The sequence below is a fragment of the Photobacterium jeanii genome (assembly GCF_001650345.1).
Lineage (GTDB): Bacteria > Pseudomonadota > Gammaproteobacteria > Enterobacterales > Vibrionaceae > Photobacterium > Photobacterium jeanii.
The window spans coordinates 13,617-32,427 of the sequence record NZ_LVHF01000017.1; the positions used below are offsets into that span (position 1 = coordinate 13,617).

The 18,811-nt window shown below is 48.3% G+C and carries 19 protein-coding genes; 9 read left to right on the forward strand and 10 right to left on the reverse strand.

Translation table 11 applies throughout. The features are described from left to right. Positions 1-100: 100 nt before the first annotated feature. The gene (gene nudC / locus A3K86_RS09470; protein ID WP_068330662.1) at positions 101-880 is read left to right on the forward strand and encodes an NAD(+) diphosphatase; all 780 of its coding nucleotides are present in this window, start codon (positions 101-103) and stop codon (positions 878-880) included. Positions 881-1,102: 222 nt separating this feature from the next. Next, positions 1,103-2,170, forward strand: coding sequence for a uroporphyrinogen decarboxylase (gene hemE / locus A3K86_RS09475; RefSeq protein WP_068330663.1), 1,068 nt, complete (start codon positions 1,103-1,105; stop codon positions 2,168-2,170). Between the two features lie 110 nt (positions 2,171-2,280). On the opposite strand, the gene A3K86_RS09480 is transcribed toward hemE, so the two are convergent. Beyond that, the gene (locus tag A3K86_RS09480; RefSeq protein ID WP_068330664.1) at positions 2,281-2,883 is read right to left on the reverse strand and encodes a uracil-DNA glycosylase family protein; all 603 of its coding nucleotides are present in this window, start codon (positions 2,881-2,883) and stop codon (positions 2,281-2,283) included. Between the two features lie 3 nt (positions 2,884-2,886). Beyond that, positions 2,887-3,798 carry a D-2-hydroxyacid dehydrogenase gene (locus A3K86_RS09485; protein ID WP_068330665.1) on the reverse strand — a complete coding sequence of 304 codons (912 nt, stop codon included), beginning with the start codon at positions 3,796-3,798 and terminating at the stop codon, positions 2,887-2,889. Positions 3,799-3,917: 119 nt separating this feature from the next. On the opposite strand from A3K86_RS09485, the gene A3K86_RS09490 reads away from it, so the two are divergent. Both A3K86_RS09490 and brnQ read left to right on the forward strand, forming a co-directional pair. Beyond that, a complete protein-coding gene (locus tag A3K86_RS09490; RefSeq protein ID WP_068330666.1) occupies positions 3,918-4,505 on the forward strand; it encodes a YjaG family protein in 588 nt (195 codons plus the stop codon). 548 nt (positions 4,506-5,053) lie between these two features. Continuing rightward, positions 5,054-6,358 (forward strand): branched-chain amino acid transport system II carrier protein, encoded by a 1,305-nt coding sequence (brnQ, locus tag A3K86_RS09495; protein ID WP_068330667.1) that lies wholly within the window; start codon positions 5,054-5,056, stop codon positions 6,356-6,358. 94 nt (positions 6,359-6,452) lie between these two features. Here brnQ and A3K86_RS09500 read toward each other — a convergent pair whose 3' ends face one another. Next, a complete protein-coding gene (locus tag A3K86_RS09500) occupies positions 6,453-7,508 on the reverse strand; it encodes a CNNM domain-containing protein (RefSeq protein ID WP_068330668.1) in 1,056 nt (351 codons plus the stop codon). A 226-nt stretch (positions 7,509-7,734) separates the two neighbouring features. Here A3K86_RS09500 and hupA point away from each other — a divergent pair, with 226 nt between their 5' ends. Next, complete coding sequence (hupA, locus tag A3K86_RS09505) at positions 7,735-8,007, forward strand: nucleoid-associated protein HU-alpha (protein ID WP_068330669.1); 273 nt, start codon at positions 7,735-7,737, stop codon at positions 8,005-8,007. A 42-nt stretch (positions 8,008-8,049) separates the two neighbouring features. Further along, positions 8,050-8,748: a DUF1481 domain-containing protein gene (locus tag A3K86_RS09510; RefSeq protein ID WP_068330670.1), complete on the forward strand. Its 699-nt coding sequence runs from the start codon at positions 8,050-8,052 to the stop codon at positions 8,746-8,748. 112 nt (positions 8,749-8,860) lie between these two features. Here the strand turns inward: A3K86_RS09510 and purD are convergent, their stop codons facing one another. Together purD and purH are read right to left on the reverse strand one after the other, a co-directional pair. Then, positions 8,861-10,150: a phosphoribosylamine--glycine ligase gene (gene purD, locus A3K86_RS09515; protein ID WP_068330671.1), complete on the reverse strand. Its 1,290-nt coding sequence runs from the start codon at positions 10,148-10,150 to the stop codon at positions 8,861-8,863. 283 nt (positions 10,151-10,433) lie between these two features. Then, complete coding sequence (purH, locus tag A3K86_RS09520) at positions 10,434-12,026, reverse strand: bifunctional phosphoribosylaminoimidazolecarboxamide formyltransferase/IMP cyclohydrolase (protein WP_068330672.1); 1,593 nt, start codon at positions 12,024-12,026, stop codon at positions 10,434-10,436. Between the two features lie 217 nt (positions 12,027-12,243). On the opposite strand from purH, the gene zntR reads away from it, so the two are divergent. Next, entirely contained in the window at positions 12,244-12,720 is a 477-nt protein-coding gene (gene zntR / locus A3K86_RS09525; protein WP_068330673.1) for a Zn(2+)-responsive transcriptional regulator, read from the forward strand. On the opposite strand, the gene A3K86_RS09530 is transcribed toward zntR, so the two are convergent. Further along, positions 12,717-12,932, reverse strand: a complete 216-nt coding sequence (locus A3K86_RS09530; protein WP_068330674.1) for a hypothetical protein — start codon at positions 12,930-12,932, stop codon at positions 12,717-12,719. The genes zntR and A3K86_RS09530 overlap by 4 nt on opposite strands. A 193-nt stretch (positions 12,933-13,125) precedes the next feature. Here A3K86_RS09530 and ppnP point away from each other — a divergent pair, with 193 nt between their 5' ends. Both ppnP and A3K86_RS09540 read left to right on the forward strand, forming a co-directional pair. Next, positions 13,126-13,407 carry a pyrimidine/purine nucleoside phosphorylase gene (ppnP, locus tag A3K86_RS09535; protein ID WP_068330675.1) on the forward strand — a complete coding sequence of 94 codons (282 nt, stop codon included), beginning with the start codon at positions 13,126-13,128 and terminating at the stop codon, positions 13,405-13,407. 67 nt (positions 13,408-13,474) lie between these two features. Beyond that, the gene (locus tag A3K86_RS09540; RefSeq protein ID WP_068330676.1) at positions 13,475-13,780 is read left to right on the forward strand and encodes an antibiotic biosynthesis monooxygenase family protein; all 306 of its coding nucleotides are present in this window, start codon (positions 13,475-13,477) and stop codon (positions 13,778-13,780) included. Positions 13,781-13,855: 75 nt separating this feature from the next. Here A3K86_RS09540 and A3K86_RS09545 read toward each other — a convergent pair whose 3' ends face one another. From A3K86_RS09545 to prmA, 4 genes are all read right to left on the reverse strand, one after another. Further along, positions 13,856-16,150: a hypothetical protein gene (locus A3K86_RS09545; RefSeq protein ID WP_068330677.1), complete on the reverse strand. Its 2,295-nt coding sequence runs from the start codon at positions 16,148-16,150 to the stop codon at positions 13,856-13,858. 218 nt (positions 16,151-16,368) lie between these two features. Then, on the reverse strand, positions 16,369-16,665 hold the full coding sequence (gene fis, locus A3K86_RS09550) for a DNA-binding transcriptional regulator Fis (protein ID WP_005372656.1): 297 nt from the start codon (positions 16,663-16,665) through the stop codon (positions 16,369-16,371). Between the two features lie 23 nt (positions 16,666-16,688). Continuing rightward, positions 16,689-17,654, reverse strand: coding sequence for a tRNA dihydrouridine synthase DusB (gene dusB, locus A3K86_RS09555; protein WP_068330678.1), 966 nt, complete (start codon positions 17,652-17,654; stop codon positions 16,689-16,691). Between the two features lie 175 nt (positions 17,655-17,829). Then, positions 17,830-18,714 (reverse strand): 50S ribosomal protein L11 methyltransferase, encoded by an 885-nt coding sequence (gene prmA, locus A3K86_RS09560; RefSeq protein ID WP_068330757.1) that lies wholly within the window; start codon positions 18,712-18,714, stop codon positions 17,830-17,832. Positions 18,715-18,811 lie beyond the last annotated feature (97 nt).

An 18,811-nucleotide genomic window follows, 5' to 3' on the forward strand; every position in this document is an offset into this window, starting at 1 on the left:
AAACTCTTAATAAAGAGAACCTTGTAAGCGGATTCATATTCCGTTATCAAGTTTAGATTGCCAGTAAAAACGATACCCTGCAAGGATGGATGTAACATTGATGTTAAATAAACAAGAAATTGCCTATTGGTGTGTAGTTAAAAATCGCAAACTCTACCTTGAAGATGGCGATCTTCCGCTAACCTCAGCTGAAGCTTTAGGTTTTTGTTGTGAAGGGGCTCGCCAAATTGGTGAGTTTGACGGATATCCGGTTTATTGGCTGGAAGCGTCTGAACAATTGGATGAAGTCCGCTTCTTTACTCAGCGTGATTTATTGATGATTGCCCCGGCGTTATTTGATTTAGCAGGTAAAGCCTGCCAGCTATCGCACATGGTGGCGACACAACAGTATTGTTCTTCGTGTGGTGATGTTTGCGCCCTTGCCGAGCAAGAAGTGGCAATGCACTGTCAGGGCTGTGGTGTGCGGCATTATCCGCGAGTGTCGCCGTGTGTGATTGTGGCGGTACGTCGTGATGAACACTTACTTTTGGCTCAGCATCCACGTCATAAAACAGGGCTGTACACAGTGATTGCCGGCTTTGTTGAAGCGGGTGAAACCCTAGAGCAATGCGTCGCTCGCGAGGTTAAAGAAGAAACTGGAATTGAAGTGAAAAATATTCGCTATATCGCCAGTCAGCCGTGGGCATTTCCGTCAAACTTGATGATGGGCTTTCTTGCCGATTATCAGAGTGGGGAATTGAAGCCAGATTATACTGAATTGAGCGATGCGATATGGGCGGGTGTCGACTCGTTACCTAAGCTGGCACCGAAAGGAACCATTGCACGTCATCTGATTGAATTATCATTAGATTTAATGACTAAGGCGGTAGAGAAGCCATAAAAAAACCCTCCGGAGGGAGGGAGCAAGGTGTGATAATTACTCTTTTATGAGCAAGTCGTTGTTATTATCTGATAAGAGCATGGTTGTATCATGCAATGGTGAGTGGCGACAAATAGAGTAATCAGAATGTTGCAACAAACATGATCTGCTTAACAAATGCCCTCTTTTGTTGCTGTGGGGGAGTGATACAATACCCCGCAGAATTTACCCACGGAGTTTCAAATGAGCGAATTAAAGAATGACCGTTACCTACGTGCGTTGCTGAAGCAACCGGTCGATTGCACCCCGGTGTGGATGATGCGTCAAGCTGGCCGTTACCTGCCAGAGTACCGTGCGACACGTAGCGTTGCTGGTGATTTTATGTCGCTATGTAAGAATGCAGAGTTGGCAAGTGAAGTGACACTTCAGCCACTGCGCCGTTTTCCACTGGATGCTGCGATCCTGTTTTCTGACATTCTGACGATCCCTGATGCAATGGGTCTTGGTCTGTACTTCGAAGCGGGTGAAGGCCCTAAATTTGAGCGCCCAATTACCTGTAAAGCCGACGTAGAAAAGATTGGCCTACCTGATCCTGAAGGCGAACTGCAATACGTTATGAACGCAGTGCGTCAAATCCGTAAAGATCTACAAGGTGAAGTACCGCTGATCGGTTTCTCGGGTAGCCCGTGGACATTGGCAACTTACATGGTTGAAGGTGGCAGCTCGAAAGCGTTCACTAAGATCAAGAAGATGATGTACGCAGAGCCACAAACCCTGCACCTATTGCTAGATAAACTGGCTGATAGCGTGATTGAATACTTGAATGCGCAAATCAAAGCGGGTGCGCAGTCTGTGATGGTATTTGATACTTGGGGCGGGGTACTGACACCACGTGATTACAATGAGTTCTCACTACGCTACATGCACAAGATCGTTGATGGTCTGATCCGTGAAAACGAAGGTCGTCGCGTACCTGTGACCCTATTTACCAAAAATGGTGGTATGTGGTTGGAGCAAATCGCAGCAACGGGCTGTGATGCTGTGGGTCTTGATTGGACGATTAATATTGCAGACGCGAAGAAGCGCGTTGGCGATAAAGTTGCGCTGCAAGGCAATATGGATCCATCAATGCTTTATGCCCAACCTGAGCGTATTCGTCAAGAAGTGGCAACGATCCTTGAAGGTTACGGTGACGAAGGTACAGGTCACGTGTTTAACCTAGGTCATGGTATCCACCTAGACGTGCCGCCAGAAAACGCAGGTGTGTTTGTTGATGCGGTTCACGAGCTATCTAAGCCGTACCACAAATAATACGCCAACACTTTACTGCTGAGCTCAATAGCAGTATCGAAAGTGAATAAGCCCATGCCGTATCTCCGGCATGGGCTTTTTGTTTTTGGGCGCTGATGATGTCGCGGTTGTTATTGTGCTGTCTTAGCGGCTATGCCGAGATGCTGGTGGACATGGTCACGAATGTAAGGCACCACTTGCGCTTCAAACCACGGGTTCTTTTTGAGCCACAGGGTATTACGTGGCGATGGGTGAGGCAGCGGCAAATATTGCGGTGCCCAAGTTTGCCATTGCTTGACGGTCTCAGTCAGAGTTTTGGGTTTATTGCTCAGGTAATACTGTTGGGCGTATTGCCCGATTAATAAGGTCATCCCGACATTAGGCAGCTGCGGAATTACTCGCGGGTGCCAGTGGGGCGCGCACTCAGGGCGTGGTGGTAAATCGCCTGATTTTCCTTTGCCCGGATAGCACAAGCCCATAGGGACAATGGCTATGTGTTTCGGATCGTAGAACAGCTCAGGTGGTAAATCGAGCCATTGCCTCAGGCGTTGGCCACTGGTGTCATTCCATGGAATGCCTGTTTCATGAACCTTAGTGCCCGGTGCTTGGCCGATGATCAACAGTTTTGCCTCGGGGTGTGCTTGAATGACCGGACGGGGAGCATGAGGGAGATGATCTTGGCAGATCGTGCACGCACGTACACGATCCAATAAGTGACAGAATTGTTGCGACACAGATTAATAGCCTTGTTCGAAATCTACTACATAGTCTAGTGGTTGTTGCTGGTGGAAGCGACGGTAGTTGTGGCTAAAAATGGTCATCACTTGCTCGGGGAAGCTTTCGGCAGCAATGTGTGGCGTGATGGTGATGTGCTCATTTTCCCAAAACGGGTGCTCTGCAGGCAATGGCTCTTGTTTAAAGACATCTAAGTAAGCATGAGCAATATGACCACTATCAATCGCTGTGAGTAACCCTTGCTCACACACGGCGTTACCGCGGCCAACATTAAACAGTAACGCCCCTTGGCAGTGGCTAAGGCTGGTGGCATTGAGGATATCGTCGGTCGCTGTTGTGGCTGGTAAGGTAGAAACAACCACATCGGCTTGGGCTAGAGCTTGTTCGAGCTCTTGATCGCGGTAGCACCGATGAAAGGCGGGATCGGGCATTTGGCCGTGACGGTTAACGCCAACGACTTTAAAGCCCAGAGCACGGCAACTACGCGCCAGATGACTGCCGATGGAGCCTGTGCCTAAAATCACCATGGTGAGCTTGCTGAGGGCGCGATACGGCTGCGGTTGCCATTGTTTGGCTTGATTCAGCTGTTGGTAATGGCTGATGTGACGAAAACGATCGATCACAAAGCCCAGTACATACTCACTGATCAACTGACCAAAGTAGCCACGCACATTGGTTAGCTGGTAATCCCGACGTTGCTGCTCGGTGGTGAGGGCATCAACGCCTGCAAAGGTCGACTGTAGCCATTGTAGCTGTGGGTAGCAATCCAATTGATCGGCAATCCGTGGTGGATCGGCCAAGATAATATTGGCGTGGTGCGGATCGTCGGTAACCTCTAAATCTGGCAAGGCGGCTTGGGCAAGCAGCTCGCGGTAAACCTTATGTTGGCGAGAAACGATCAGTACCTTGTTCATTGCGCTTTCCTTTTGCGTTGATCAAATGGGTGGATCAGAGGATCTTAGCATCGCGATTATTTGTTCGGCTTTCTATTATCAAGTAGAATCGACGGCAAATGACTACTGCAGATTATCCCATGCTAAAAAATCCCGTTCAGCTTCGTTTAGAGAAATTAGAGCCGTGGCAACACCTTACTTTTATGGTGTCCTTATGTGAACGCATGTACCCAAATTATGTGCTGTTCTGTGAAGAAACCGAATTTGCCAATGCACAAACTTACCGTGTGATCCTAGACAGTATCTGGGAAGTGCTAACAGTGAAAACGGCAAAGGTGAACTTTGAAAAGCAGTTGGAAAAACTGGAAGAGTTAGTACCTAGTGCGGAAGATTTTGATCTTTACGCGGTTAACCCTGCGATTGATGCTTGTGTGGCGTTAGCGGATCTACTGCACGCGATGTTAGATCGCGACTTAATGCTGGAAACCATCACTAAGCTGAGTTCGTTGTCAGCAGAAACGGTGGCGGATTTGGAAACGGCACGCTCTGGTGTTGAAGTGAATAACGACAACCAAAAAGAAAATGAAGCAGTATGTGAAGAGTGGGATGTGCAATGGGCCATCTTCCGTGCGCTAAAAGAAGCCGAGAAGCGTGATATCGAATTGATCCGCAGTCTACGTGACGAATTGCGCTCAGAGCCTGTGAGCAACATTGGCATCGCGCTATAAGTTAACCGCCTCAAGATTAATGCGTTAATGATAGAAAAGGAGCCGTTTGGCTCCTTTTTTGTACGTATCGTTTGTGGTTTATACCTCAAAAAGGTGCGACTTTGTGTTTGTTATTCAGGTGTTAAGTTTTTCATTCTGAATGTTGAGTTAAAAACCAGTGATATATGCTGATTTATGGTTGCGGTGTAATCCAATGCACTTATTTTATTTTGGGGGTTGTTTGTCTGTCGTGGGGCGTTTATAACATTAGTCGTTAAACGAAAGGGGCACGTTTCCTTTTGTGAGTCTATTTATACCTGTCGAGTTAAGGAGCCAATGTGAATACAGTTATGCGTATATCTCGCTCTGCTATCGCTTTCGCGAACGCTGGTCTGCTCCTCCTCTCTCTGAACCTGATTCGGAGCTGACGGGCTATATCTATCTTTCTGTCAGCTTGAGTAAAGTTGGCAGCCGCAATATCTACAAAAACCTTGCCTCACTTTCCTCCAAGCTGACTTACGTAACGCAATGCAACACAACATCGCATCGTAAACATGCCGAGGACTACTATGTTAAGTGCACGCAACATCGCCGCTTTAGGCTTTATGACATTCGCCATGTATTTAGGCGCCGGAAACTTAATCTTCCCTCCCTTCTTGGGTTACCAAGCGGGCGACAACTTCCTGAGTGGCATGGTTGGCTTTTTGCTAACGGGTGTCGGTCTACCTGCATTGGCGCTAGTGATGGTGGCTTTGGTGAATGGTTCTGATAACTTAACAGCCGCACTGCCTCGTAAGTTAGCTACCAGCTTTTGGGTGATGGTGTTCATTGTTATTGGTCCTGCCTTCATCATCCCACGTGCTATTACTGTTGCTTACCAGTTTACTTTTGCGCCTTTTGTTGGTGATAGCGTTCTGCCTCTGTTCTCGGCAGCATTTTGTTTTGCGGCGATCTTATTTTCGCTATACCCAGGTAAGCTGGTGGACACGTTAGGTAAGTGGTTAACACCTGTGTTGATCATCATGCTATCGACTCTGGCTATTTTTGCGGTGGTTTACCCAAGCGGTGATGTGATGACCACGGCTGCGGCTTATAAAGATAACGCGCTAGCGGAAGGTTTGACTCAAGGCTACATGACCATGGATGCGTTAGGCTCGATTGGTTTTGGCTGGGTGATTTTCCGTGCAATCCAAGGTATGGGCGTGAAAGAGCCAAAGGCTGTGGCAAAGTACACCTTCTACGCAGCGGCAATGTACGCAGTGGCGATGGCGTTGGTATACATTGCATTGGCTTACATCGGTAGCACCAGTGCGGATTTGGGTTCTGAGTTTACCAATGGCGGTGAAATTCTAACGGCATTCACCACTTTACACTTTGGTGTTTACGGCACGGTATTGTTGGGCTCTGTGATGGTATTGGCATGTTTGACTACCGCGATTGGTGTGACAACCGCCGGCAGTGAGTTCTACAGCCGCACGTTTACACCGGTATCGTACAAAGCAAGTGTATGGGCAACCATGATTTTGTCTGGTTTGGTTGCGAATGTGGGCTTGGATCAGCTATTGGCAATCACTTTACCGGTAGTGGTGGCGTTGCACCCGATTGCGATTGTGCTGTTGTTTGTCGCGCCGTTACGTAAGCGTTTAACGCAAGGTGCGGTGTTGATGACAGTGGCAACAGCGGCTGCCTTTGGTGGGTTGGATGCGCTGCATATCTTAGGTAAGACACCAGCGGCATTGGAAAGCTTCTGTGACCAAGTGTTACCACTGTACGGCTTCTACGCGAGTTGGATTGTACCAGCGGTAATGGCATTAGTGGTTGGCTTGATGTATTCCGCTCCGAAGGTGAAAGCGCAACAGGCAGCATTGGCGTAAAGCACTTGGTAGCGAAGATATCGTGTAAAAATAACAAAGGGACCTAAGGTCCCTTTGTTGTTTTCTGTTACTTGCAAAGTTTGAACTGCGAGGGTTACTCGTCGTCTTTGCTTTCGATCACGCCATGCAGTTTTTTCCAGCGCTCCCAGCGCTGAAATGCCAGTTGCTGCATGTCGGTGTTTTTGTCGGCTTCATCGACGATTTCTTCTCCCACTAAGTGTTCAAAGATATCTTCCATCGTCACCAGACCTTGCACCGTACCGTATTCATCGACAACCAAGACCAACTGCGAACGCTCTTTCATTAGCTGTTCAAACGCTTTTGGTACGCTTACCGTGTTCAGTACCACAGGAATTGGGCGCATTAAGGTGCCCAGTTCTTTATTGCCACGACCGGCTTGGCTTTCGGCAAAAAGCTCTAAGCGGTGGACGAAACCAATGATGTCGTCTTTCTGCTCGGTGTAAATCAATGGGCGTGAAAATGGGCTGTCTTTGTGCTCACCCAAAAATTCGTTGATGGTTTGCTCAGCCTCAACGCGAAACAGTACCGGGCGTGGGGTCATGATTTTGGTAACGCTCACGTCGCGAAACTGCAGCAGGTTCGCCAAAATTTTTGATTCACCTTCAGCCAGCTCACCTGATTCACGCGCCAGCATTGCCATTGCGGACAGCTCATCACGTAGCTTGGGTTGCTCATGACCGTGCGCGAGGCGACGGGTAATTTGCTCTGATAGCCAAACAAATGGGGTTAATGCCCAAACCATCCAGCGTAATAGCGTTGCTGACGTTGGCGCAAGCTGACGCCAGTAAGTAGCACCGATTGTTTTCGGGATGATCTCTGAAAACAATAGAATCGCAAAAGTTAGGAACGCGGAAAATGCCCCTAACCATTGGCTGCCAAATACCACTGCCGCTTGGGCACCTGCGGTTGCAGCACCCACGGTATGAGCAATGGTATTAAGAGTTAGGATCGAGGCCAACGGGCGGTCGATATTATCTTTTAGTGCCGCCAAACGTGGTGCGGCTGGGTGATTTTGCTGACGCAAAGAGCCAATATAACTTGGCGAGATACTCAAAAGAACGGCTTCAAGCACCGAACAAATAAACGAAACACCAATCGCAATCGCGATGTAAATCGTAAGGAGTAACATGGTTACCTGCATTTAATTGATAGACTTCGCTTATATTATTCGCTCTTGCAATACTCGCCTACAATTTTTTTGCTACTCAAATCCGTAACATTTTGTGAACTTGCGCTCAGTTTATGGTTAAAGACTCCGCATCTAGCCAATTCAGAGCTGACAAACCTTTGCCACAAAGGCTTCTTTTGAATTAGAGTTGATGCGTCTGAAGAACAAACCTTAGAAGGGAAACCAAATGAACAAGACCCAACTGATTGACCTAATCGCAGAAAAAGCGGATCTTTCTAAAGCTCAAGCTAAAGCTGCGCTAGAGTCAACACTTGAGGGCATTACTGACGCGCTTAAAGAAGGTGAACAAGTTCAGCTTATCGGTTTTGGTACTTTTAAAGTAAACCACCGCGCAGCACGCACTGGCCGTAACCCACAAACTGGCCAAGAGATCCAGATCGCAGCAGCAAACGTTCCTGCATTCGTTTCTGGTAAAGCGCTGAAAGACGCAGTGAAATAATCTATACTCCGCCAGTATCCTTGCTGGCGGAGTTTTTCTTATATGAAGCGATCTTTCCTTTTCCTCCTCTCATCGTTTCTGCTTGTCGGTTGTGCATCAACCCAGCTTCCTGAAAATCCAGTGACTCAAATTGAAACCCATGTTGGCGGCCAATCGCTCGGCGATAGCACTAGCGTGTATTGGTATACCCATCGTCAAAACCGTCCTATGTCACTTGCCGAGCGAGTATGGCAAGGCGACTACGGTGAATACCAAACTGTGTATCGTTGGCGTGCAGGTAAGCTGCGAGAAGTAAAACGTGAAGGCACTCAGCTCCAAGGGGCGCAAGTGAAGCCGTTCACGCTTCATGTTCGCTACGACACCCAAGGGCAAGCGGTCTTTCAACGTTACTTATCGGATGGGGTCGTGTTACCACTGTCGGACACCCAGCTGTTTCGTTACGCCAAGCAAGCCGATAAAGCGCTAGATACCATCAAAGCACAGAGCAAAGACAACATTGGCTTAGTACAAGGGCAATGGCATAACGGTAAGTTAGTGCGGTGTGGTGATGGCAAGGCGCTTACGGTGCGCTTTAGCGACGCGTTACCAGATTACCTTCAACAGCAGCTAGATACGCCTCAACAGGGCTATTTTATGGCGGTGACGGGTAAGGTACGTCGTAGTGAGTTAACGACGTCTGAGCTGTTACTGCTTCAACCTGGGGGCAGTTGCTTGGTATCGCCAGATACTGAGAGCGAATAATCGGTATTGTCCGCCGATAAGCCGAGATAGATTTAAATGAAAAAACGCGCCGATGGGCGCGTTTTTGTTATTGGGCTAGGCTTGCAAAATCACCATATTGGCGAAGCTTAGTTTATTTTGCTTGCTCGCGAGCAATGGCACGGTAGCCGATATCATTGCGGTGGAACATGCCATCCCAGCTAATTTGTTTCGCCAGTGCGTAAGCGCGTTGCTGCGCTTCAGATACGCTATTACCCAGAGCGGTGGCACACAGTACGCGACCGCCGTTGGTCACCACATCGCCTGCTTGGTTCGCCGTACCGGCGTGGAAGACTTTCTCGCCAGCCACTTCTTGTTGTGGTAAGCCTGAAATCACATCGCCTTTATTGTAAGACGCTGGGTAACCACCTGCTGCCAGTACGATACCGATAGACGCACGTGGGTCCCACTTAGACTCAACAGTCTCTAGCTTCTTGTCGACAGCAGCTAGGCAAAGCTCAACGAGGTCTGACTCCATACGCATCATGATAGGTTGCGTTTCTGGATCGCCGAAGCGGCAGTTGTACTCGATCACTTTTGGTGTACCGTCTTGATCGATCATCAAGCCAGCATAGAGGAAACCTGTGTAGGGGTGACCCTCAGCCGCCATGCCGCGTACGGTCGGGTAGATCACCTCATCCATGATGCGGTTGTGGATTTCTGGTGTCACCACAGGCGCTGGTGAGTAAGCACCCATACCACCTGTGTTTGGTCCTGTGTCTTTATCACCAACACGTTTGTGGTCTTGGCTGGTGGCCATTGGTAGAACGTTCTCGCCATCGACCATCACGATAAAGCTTGCTTCTTCACCGTCGAGGAACTCTTCGATCACCACGCGGCTGCCCGCTTCACCAAAGGCATTGCCAGCCAGCATGTCTTTGATCGCATCTTCGGCTTCTTCAAGTGTCATCGCGACAATAACACCTTTACCGGCAGCAAGGCCGTCGGCTTTAACTACAATCGGTGCGCCTTGTTCACGAACGTAAGCAAGTGCTGGTTCGATTTCAGTGAAGTTAGCGTAAGCGCCTGTTGGGATTTGGTGGCGAGCTAGGAAATCTTTAGTGAAAGCTTTTGAGCCTTCAAGTTGGGCTGCGGCTTCGGTCGGACCAAAGATAGGGAGGCCAGCAGCTTGGAATGCATCGACTACACCGATCACCAATGGCGCTTCAGGACCCACAATGGTTAGCTCAATGGCTTTCTCTTTGGCAAAGGCAACCAGTGCTTCGATGTCTTCGACACCGATAGCGACATTTTCAAGTTTCGGCTCAAGTGCTGTCCCTGCGTTACCTGGGGCAATGAAAACTGTCTCAACATTTGGGTTTTGAGCGGCTTTCCAACCTAGTGCGTGTTCACGACCGCCTGCGCCAATAATCAATACATTCATGTTTTAAAATCCTTATAGCTGCGTCAGTGTCTTTATTTCTGTGTCAAACATGCTCACTTATGGTCATAAGCTCCGCGTGTTCTCCTTGAACTAAAGCCACTGACTTGCTCTAACGTATTTCAAATATCGAAATATTTAAAAAACAAAATTATAAGTTTTGCTCAAAGTAGTTGGTGGTGTGACTAGGCAACAATTGAGCCCATCCCCGGGAGCATAGCTCGCTATGTGACTGGGGTGGGCGAAAGCAGTTAACAACGCCACAATGCCAAATACGATGAGGAAATTAGTGGCGGAAGTGGCGCATACCAGTAAAGATCATCGCCATGCCGTGCTCGTCTGCAGCATCAATCACTTCTTGATCGCGCATTGAGCCACCAGGCTGAATCACACACTTAATGCCGGCTTCTGCGGCTGCGTCGATACCGTCACGGAACGGGAAGAAGGCATCCGATGCCATTACGCTTCCTGCGACTTCTAGGTTTTCATCTGCGGCTTTGATGCCGGCAATTTTCGCAGAGTACACACGGCTCATTTGACCGGCACCAACACCGATAGTCATGTTGCCTTTTGCGTATACAATCGCGTTAGATTTCACGTATTTCGCGACTTTCCAGCAGAATAGCGCATCGCGTAATTCTTCTTCGCTTGGTTGACGCTTAGATACTACTTTCAAGTCATCTTGAGAAACCATGCCTTGGTCACGGTCTTGAACCAGTAAGCCGCCGTTTACACGTTTTACATCAAAACCCGTCGTCTTGGTTGACCATTCGCCACACTCAAGCAGACGTACGTTTTTCTTCGCAGCAACAATGTCAACGGCTTCAGCTGAGACTGATGGTGCGATGATCACTTCCACAAACTGACGGTCAACAATCGCTTGTGCGGTTGCGGCGTCTAGCTCTTGGTTGAATGCGATGATGCCACCAAAAGCAGACGTTGGGTCGGTTTGGTAGGCACGGTCGTAGGCTTCAAGGATGTTATCGCCCAGTGCAACGCCACAAGGGTTCGCGTGTTTGACGATCACACAAGCTGGTTGGTCGAATTCTTTCACACACTCAAGAGCGGCATCGGTATCGGCGATGTTGTTGTAAGACAGCGCTTTACCTTGGATTTGGCGCGCTGTAGCGACTGATGCTTCTTGTGGATTGCTTTCTACGTAGAATGCCGCGGCTTGGTGGCTGTTCTCACCGTAGCGCATGTCTTGTTTCTTCTCGAACTGCTGGTTGAAAGTGCGTGGGAACTTCGATTCCTCGTCACCTTCTTTGTTGTCGCCGTACGATGGCACCATAGTACCGAAGTAGTTAGCGATCATGCCGTCGTAAGAGGCGGTGTGCTCAAAAGCAGCGATAGCAAGGTCAAAACGCGTTGCGTGAGTCAGTGACTTGTCGTTTGCGTCCATTTCAGCGATAACACGGTCGTAATCGTGCGCGTTGACCACGATAGTGACGTCTTTGTGGTTTTTTGCTGCGCTGCGAACCATTGTCGGGCCGCCGATATCAATGTTTTCAACCGCGTCTTCTAGGGTACAACCCGCTTTAGCAACGGTGGTTGCAAACGGGTATAGGTTTACTACAACCATATCGATTGGGTTAATGCCGTGTGTTGCCATCACGTCATCATCTTGACCACGACGACCAAGTACACCACCATGCACTTTCGGGTGTAGGGTCTTAACGCGGCCATCCATCATTTCTGGAAAGCCAGTGTAATCAGAAACTTCAGTAACTTTGATACCTTGCTCAGCAAGCAGGCGAGCAGTACCACCAGTCGAAAGGATGTCGACACCACGGTTGGCTAGAGCTTGTGCGAATTCAACAATACCAGTTTTGTCTGATACGCTAATAAGCGCACGGCGGATAGGACGAGCGTTTTCCATTGCAAGCTTCTCTTTGATACACGGGAATAGGATATTTTCCAAAACGAAGCGTCTCGTTTGGTTTTGGGAAATATCCTCGACTAAAATCGCGTAGTGCCGAGTCATTTAATGGTGTGATAGGTTTGATGGCGCGTATTTTACATGATTTTATCTATTGCGCAAACGTTTGCTTTATGGGTTTTGTCACTCTTCGGTTGTCAATGTAGGAGTAGCCGCGATGTATTTAATTGGTCAATTGGCCAAACGCTCTGGGGTAAGTAGCGATACTTTAAGGTTTTATGAGAAGAATGGTTTATTGCAACCTGCGGGGCGCAGTGACAGCGGTTATCGGCTTTATAGTGAAGAAAATTTATCGCGGGTGAAGTTCATTATGCGCTCGAAAGCGGTTGGGCTGAGTTTGGATGAAATTCGGGAGCTGTTAGATATTCGGTTGGAAGCCAGCCAGCATAGCTGCGCAGAAGTCAAAGCCATTACTCAAGCGAAGCTCAACGAAGTGGATGCCAAAATAGCAGAACTCACGCGGATCCGTCGTGCGCTAAAAAGCATAAACGATGCTTGTTGTGGACACGTTGATGATGATGCGAGCCATTGTTCGATTTTGGAAGCGCTGGGCGATCAGCATGAGGGAAGCGAGGTGAAAGCCCCGGCAGAGCAATGCTGCACCGGGCGCTGTGCGAAGTCAGGCTCAAATTAGCTTTTGCTTTCGTCTTTAGAGGTCGCTTCTTTGGCGTTCTCAATGGCATCTTTGGTGGTGTCACGGAAAAAATGCCCAGTTGCACGCGTTGCATCACGAGTGGCGTGGCCGATATCACGAAAGCCGTCTTTTAGGTCTTGCTTCTCTTGAGCCGAGCAACCCATTAGAACTAGGCTGCTAAGGGCGATAGCCGTTAGGATGGTTTTTTTCATCTACTTGGGTCCAAAGTTACAAAAAAATCTGGCGCCTAGTGTAGCGAAATCTGGCAGCGAGAAAACCTTTAACTGCACCTTAGTGTGAATGGCTGACTAAGTGCTGGTGGCGGTTTTTGTGGTGTTATGAGTAGTGGAACCGTAATAACTGTGTTAATTTCAATAGCATGAATTGCAGTAGATAAGGATTATCATGCTAAAAAATAACGAGTATTTTGACGGGCAAGTGAAGTCGATTGGGTTTGAAACCCAAGGCGATCACTGTAGTGTCGGTGTGATGGTGCCGGGTGACTATAAGTTTGCGACTGCTGCCCCTGAGCGGATGACGGTAGTAAAAGGTGCAATGACGGTGAAATTACCCGGCCATGTGGAATGGGAAACCTACCATGCGGGGGATGATTTTGAAGTGCCGGGCGACGCTTCGTTCGAGGTGCAGGTATCAGCACCCACCGCCTATTTATGTGATTATTTATAAAGAGAGAGCTCCGCAATGGCGGGGCTTTTTTTTGTCTGAAATTTGAGGAAAAACGGAGAGAGCAACAATGATATTGGAAGTCGCGTTACTGGATGTAAAGCAAGGACAGCAAGCTGCATTTGAAAACGCATTTGCCGAAGCGCAACAGATCATTAGCGGTATGAGTGGGTATATTTCTCATCAGTTGCAAAAGTGCATCGAAAAAGACCATCGCTACGTGCTGCTAGTGAACTGGGAAACGCTCGATGATCATCAAGTGGGTTTTCGCCAATCCAGCGAATACCAACAATGGCGTGACTTGCTACATCACTTCTACCTGAACTTCCCTGAGGTCGAACACTTCACCGCCTTATACCCGAATGATGCTGCTTAGGCTGATGAGTGGCGAGGCATAAAGGAATAAGGCTAACCGCGGTTAGCCTTATTGTTATTCTCATTCATGCTGAGATTATTGACGTGTAAAGCGGACCTTGAGGCTTTCACGTGCTGCATCATCTAGGATGTTATCGCCTTGCTGCCACCATTGGAGCTCGGCATCAAAGTTACCTTGCTCGTCTTGAGTGACGATCACGAGCCGCACCATCTCACCAAGCCAAGGCCAATCACCGCAGCGCAGTGCGATATAAGCATCGCCCGCCGCCTCAAAAGTCAGCTTTGTTTCAACGCCGGCAAATCGGTCACTGCCACATTGTGCGAGGTTGAGTTTACTGTCGGTATTCGAGGCATAAGGTTGGAAGGTGTAGTTGCTACCATCGCCGAAGATCAGTGGGTAGATTGCTTGGAGTTGTGCATTGCTGCCAAAGCCGTCGGGTGTGGTCACTGTCCATGTTATGGCGTTATCAAAGTAGCTGCGCGTAAGGACATTTCGCGTTTCGTTAGCTGGTTGCGCAGCATTACGCGTGATACTCATGGTCGCTAAATCCAACTTATTTGAGCTGCCTGCGGTACTCACACTGTAGTTTTCGGTAATCGCTTGGCTTGGGCTGAGTTGCCAGTCAGGATCACCGTGTGTTAATGCTGGGTATTGCAGTTGAGCCGTTAAGGCGTTGGTTTGTGTATTCCACTTGATGTTTGCATTTGCGATCGCAACAGCTTGGCCGTCACCATCGAGGTATTGGTGAGCTTCTTTCATCAGATACGTCGTTGCGAGGTACTCATGGTTGTGATCATCTAATTGCGCCACTTTTTCATCAACGTAGACTTCGGCTAGGTCTTTCCAATGGAAAGGGTTCACTAAGCTGTATTGGCGGATCCCTTTACCAGCTAACTGAAATTGTGGGTTGAGTTCACCTTTCCAGTATGGGGTTTTGATCGCCGTAGCACTGTATCCATTCTCTGAAACGCTGTCGTTTTTAATGACATTGAAAGGTGTAGGGCGTTGAGGTTGGTGGTAGTGGTCAGCATTCCAGTCAAAACGGGTTTCAAACGCATTGCTGCCGTCTTCAAACCATTTCTGTTCGCGCTCTTCGTAGTATTTGAGGCTCGCATTATTGACCGTTAGCGGTGTCCATTGTGAGGGTGGCGTACCATCCTTCGGATCGTCTTTTTGCCATTCGGTCATATTATCTTGGTTTTTCAGCGTCCCATCGTTTTGGGCGCTGTTACTGATATCGCGATATTCGACAAAATCCACACAAGGGTCGAGGGCTTGCTCCTTGGTGACTTTGGCGAGTTCATCAAATAGCGGACAATTATCTATCCATTCACGGTTGCCGCGATCTTCTGCGCCTTCAGCGGCAGGGTTTCCTTCGTTAAAGACTTCATAACCAGTATAAGCTTCTTGTCCAGCAACAAGAGAGGAGTAGTTGTATAGCCCGCCAAGCTCGCCTTTGAAGTTGAATTGCCCGTCTTGGTTATAATCAAATTCAAAGTAGGTATAAACCTTGGCTTGAGTTTCGGTTAACCATTCACGTTGGTCGTGCCAATTTTGTAATGGCAAAGCACGGTTAATCGCCCCGGTTTCTTCATTCGCGTACCATTGGGTTCCTTCTCGACGGGTAACGCGGGTTCCTTGTTGGGTTTTCTCTAATGCCACAAGTTCTTCATAGCGGTAAGTAAACTCATGGTTATGAGGGCTACGTTGCCACACTCGCCAAACATAAGCTTGGAGTTTATCCCATTCTTGGTATTTGGGGTCTTGGCGTAGTTGTTCGGTTAATTCCGCAGCGCGTGATAGTTCATCAACCGTGTTTTCAACGTAGTGATGCAATGCGGTGTTAGTGCTGTCGGTAAGGTAATTATCGAAAAAGTGTTGGGTATCAGACAGCGCACTTTGCTCAATGATGTTTTGTTTCGCTAGCTTGATTGCACTATCACTGATGGTTTGGGTGGGTGATAGTTTGATCTGCTCAGTTAAACGGGTGGTGAGTGGCGACACCGCGATATCTTGGCTTTCTTTAGCGGCATATAACGCTTGATAGATAAGCTCAGAGCCTTGGGTTGTCGTCCGGGCACTTTGGGTAGCAGGCAGGATGGTGACAATAGCTTGGTCGAGTTTGTTGTTTTCGCTGCTCGGGATCGTTAACGAGAACAACCCGTGGCTATCTGTGGTGGTTTGATAGCTGGTGGCACAGCGACTGTCGGTGCTGAAATCTAAACAGACTTTGGCGTTTGCGAGATATTGGGTATCAAGCGCGACCCCTTTGAGCTGTTGTGTATTGTCGGTTGCGGTGTTGTCGTCAGAGCCACAGCCAGACAAATAGAGCGCACTTACAATAGAGAGCAGTAAGTAGCTTTTCTTCATGTATATATCCTCATCTTTTGTTATAGCCGTGATTCTAGAGAGGAGCTTTTACGCATGATGAGGAGCCGATCACGGTTTTAAATTTACAGAATGCCATCCTCAAAATTTAGTGATAGCCCTGACACTTTGTAGTTATACCGATTTGGGAGTGGGGCTGATACAAACAAAAAGCCCCGCTCAATGAGCGGGGCTTTTCGAAAATAGCGAGACTAAATGAATTAGTTCATGCCGTATTTTTTCAGTTTCTTACGAAGCGTACCACGGTTGATACCCATCATGGTTGCAGCGCGAGTTTGGTTACCGCGAGTGTACTGCATGATGGTGTCTAGTAGTGGTTGCTCAACTTCAGCAAGCACTAGCTCGTACAGATCATCGACTTCTTGACCGTTTAACTGAGCAAGGTAGTTTTTAAGAGAAGCCTTCACAGAGTCACGTAGTGGCTTCTGTGTGATTTGGTCTTGTGAAGTTACAGTTGTTACTGTTAGTGCTTCGGAAGTCAGATTTTGTTCGAACATAATTCTGTAAGCTCTTCTAATATTTATGCAACGTTTTCGAAGTAGCCTTGCAGCGCATCGATTTGCTGTTGGGCATCTTCGATAGCGTTGAAGGTCCGGCGAAAATCACCCGCGGGTGCATGCTCTTTTAAGTACCAAGACACGTGTTTACGTGCAATGCGCAACCCTAAGTACTCGCCGTAGAAACGGTGGAGTTCTTGAACATGGCCCAGCATGATTTCACTTACTTCCGCCATACTTGGCGCTGGTAAGTGTTCACCGGTTGTTAAGTAATGATGGATTTCGCGAAAAATCCATGGACGTCCTTGTGCAGGACGACCAATCATCAAAGCATCGGCACCCGTATAATCGAGTACAAAGCGCGCTTTTTCCGGTGAGTCGATATCACCGTTAGCGATCACTGGAATAGACACCGCTTGTTTCGCTGCTCTGATGTAATCGTATTCTGCCTCGCCTTTGTACATGCAAGCTTTGGTACGACCGTGAAGGGCTAAAGCTTGAATGCCGCATTGCTCGGCCATTTTTGCGATATCGACACAGTTGCGGTTTTCGAGATCCCAACCCGTACGCGTTTTTAGCGTTACAGGAACATCAACGGCATCGACAACGGTACGAAGAATATCTTCGATGATCGCTGGATACTGAAGCAGGGCAGAGCCCGCCAGTTTTTTGTTGACCTTTTTGGCCGGACAACCCATGTTGATATCGATGATTTGAGCACCGTTTTCAACGCTGAATTGTGCAGCTTCAGCCATCAATTTCGGATCGGCACCAGCAATTTGTACTGAGCGGATCCCCGATTCGCCTTCGTGAACCATACGGTTCTGAGATTTTGCCGTTTTCCACAAGTCAGGGTTGGAGGACATCATTTCACTGACGGCCATTCCTGCCCCGTAGCGGAGACAAAGCTCACGGAACGGACGATCGGTCACACCCGCCATAGGCGCAACAATTAATTGGTTTTTAAGTTGATAAGGACCGATCTGCAAAACATCTACACCTGACTGTGCCAGTAAGGGCGCGCATTTTACGCATTTTTTCCCTGTCTGAAAAGACCAATAATTGAGCATTTTAGTTTTGAATTTTAAAATTGTTTAAAATTCAGTCAATTGGGTGTTTTCTGGACAGGTGCCCTTAGCTTTTTATTTGGTTTAACTCTGTAAATTAGGCTTTACGGCCTGAGATACGACACCAATCTTCGCGAACGGCAACAGGATCTAGCGCTAGCTCATCGCTGTAGTAAGTCGCCACATCTTCAGCTTGCGTCTCTAGGACACCTGAAATTGCCAGATCGCCACCGTCTTTCACTAGGCCCTTGATCACTGGTGATAGCTCGCGAAGTGGACCAGCCAGAATGTTGGCAACCACGACGTCAGCTTGAATATCTTCAGGCTGATCTTTCGGTAGGTATAGCTCTAGTTGATCAGACACGCCGTTACGCTCAGCGTTGTCGCGTGAAGCTAGGATTGCTTGTGGGTCGATATCAATACCGATCACTTTCGCCGCGCCCAGTTTGATTGCCGCAATGGCAAGGATGCCTGAGCCACAACCGAAGTCGATCACGGTTTTGCCTGTTAGGTCTTGACCGTCAAGCCACTCAAGACATAGTGATGTCGTTGGGTGAGTACCAGTACCAAATGCTAAACCTGGGTCAAGCAGTACGTTTACCGCGTTAGGTTCTGGTGCTTCGCGCCAGCTTGGGCAGATCCATAGGCGACGACCGAAACGCATTGGGTGGAAGTTTTCCATCCACTCACGTTCCCAGTCTTTGTCTTCTAGCTGTTCAACTTTGTGGGCAAAGTCATCAGCCAGTAGCGGGCTGTTTTGTAGCATGGTCAGCACAAAATCCATGTCGGTTTCAGCGTCGTATAAACCGATCACATCGGTATCACCCCATAGACGGGTTTCACCAGGAAGAGGCTCGAATACTGGCGTATCTTGTGCGTCAAGGAAGGTGACAGACAAAGCGCCGGTTTCTTCCATCAGCATATCGCCAATCGCTTCTGCATTCTCAGCAGTCGCGTTCAGTTTAATTTGAATCCAAGGCATGGTGTATTCGCTTTTGTGTTGACTAAAAATTGAGGGGGCGAAGTCTAGCATGTTTTTTCGCCAATCCACACTGGTTGAGGGCGGAACCTGATAAATA

What these genes read in the sequence shown, in the direction of transcription:
- nudC (WP_068330662.1), top strand. Translation starts at nt 101, where the DNA reads ATGTTAAATAAACAAGAAATTGCCTATTGGTGTGTAGTTAAAAATCGC.
- hemE (WP_068330663.1), top strand. Translation starts at nt 1,103, where the DNA reads ATGAGCGAATTAAAGAATGACCGTTACCTACGTGCGTTGCTGAAGCAA.
- A3K86_RS09485 (WP_068330665.1), bottom strand. Translation starts at nt 3,798, where the DNA reads ATGAACAAGGTACTGATCGTTTCTCGCCAACATAAGGTTTACCGCGAG.
- A3K86_RS09490 (WP_068330666.1), top strand. Translation starts at nt 3,918, where the DNA reads ATGCTAAAAAATCCCGTTCAGCTTCGTTTAGAGAAATTAGAGCCGTGG.
- brnQ (WP_068330667.1), top strand. Translation starts at nt 5,054, where the DNA reads ATGTTAAGTGCACGCAACATCGCCGCTTTAGGCTTTATGACATTCGCC.
- A3K86_RS09500 (WP_068330668.1), bottom strand. Translation starts at nt 7,508, where the DNA reads ATGTTACTCCTTACGATTTACATCGCGATTGCGATTGGTGTTTCGTTT.
- hupA (WP_068330669.1), top strand. Translation starts at nt 7,735, where the DNA reads ATGAACAAGACCCAACTGATTGACCTAATCGCAGAAAAAGCGGATCTT.
- A3K86_RS09510 (WP_068330670.1), top strand. Translation starts at nt 8,050, where the DNA reads ATGAAGCGATCTTTCCTTTTCCTCCTCTCATCGTTTCTGCTTGTCGGT.
- purD (WP_068330671.1), bottom strand. Translation starts at nt 10,150, where the DNA reads ATGAATGTATTGATTATTGGCGCAGGCGGTCGTGAACACGCACTAGGT.
- purH (WP_068330672.1), bottom strand. Translation starts at nt 12,026, where the DNA reads ATGGAAAACGCTCGTCCTATCCGCCGTGCGCTTATTAGCGTATCAGAC.
- zntR (WP_068330673.1), top strand. Translation starts at nt 12,244, where the DNA reads ATGTATTTAATTGGTCAATTGGCCAAACGCTCTGGGGTAAGTAGCGAT.
- A3K86_RS09530 (WP_068330674.1), bottom strand. Translation starts at nt 12,932, where the DNA reads ATGAAAAAAACCATCCTAACGGCTATCGCCCTTAGCAGCCTAGTTCTA.
- ppnP (WP_068330675.1), top strand. Translation starts at nt 13,126, where the DNA reads ATGCTAAAAAATAACGAGTATTTTGACGGGCAAGTGAAGTCGATTGGG.
- A3K86_RS09540 (WP_068330676.1), top strand. Translation starts at nt 13,475, where the DNA reads ATGATATTGGAAGTCGCGTTACTGGATGTAAAGCAAGGACAGCAAGCT.
- A3K86_RS09545 (WP_068330677.1), bottom strand. Translation starts at nt 16,150, where the DNA reads ATGAAGAAAAGCTACTTACTGCTCTCTATTGTAAGTGCGCTCTATTTG.
- fis (WP_005372656.1), bottom strand. Translation starts at nt 16,665, where the DNA reads ATGTTCGAACAAAATCTGACTTCCGAAGCACTAACAGTAACAACTGTA.
- prmA (WP_068330757.1), bottom strand. Translation starts at nt 18,714, where the DNA reads ATGCCTTGGATTCAAATTAAACTGAACGCGACTGCTGAGAATGCAGAA.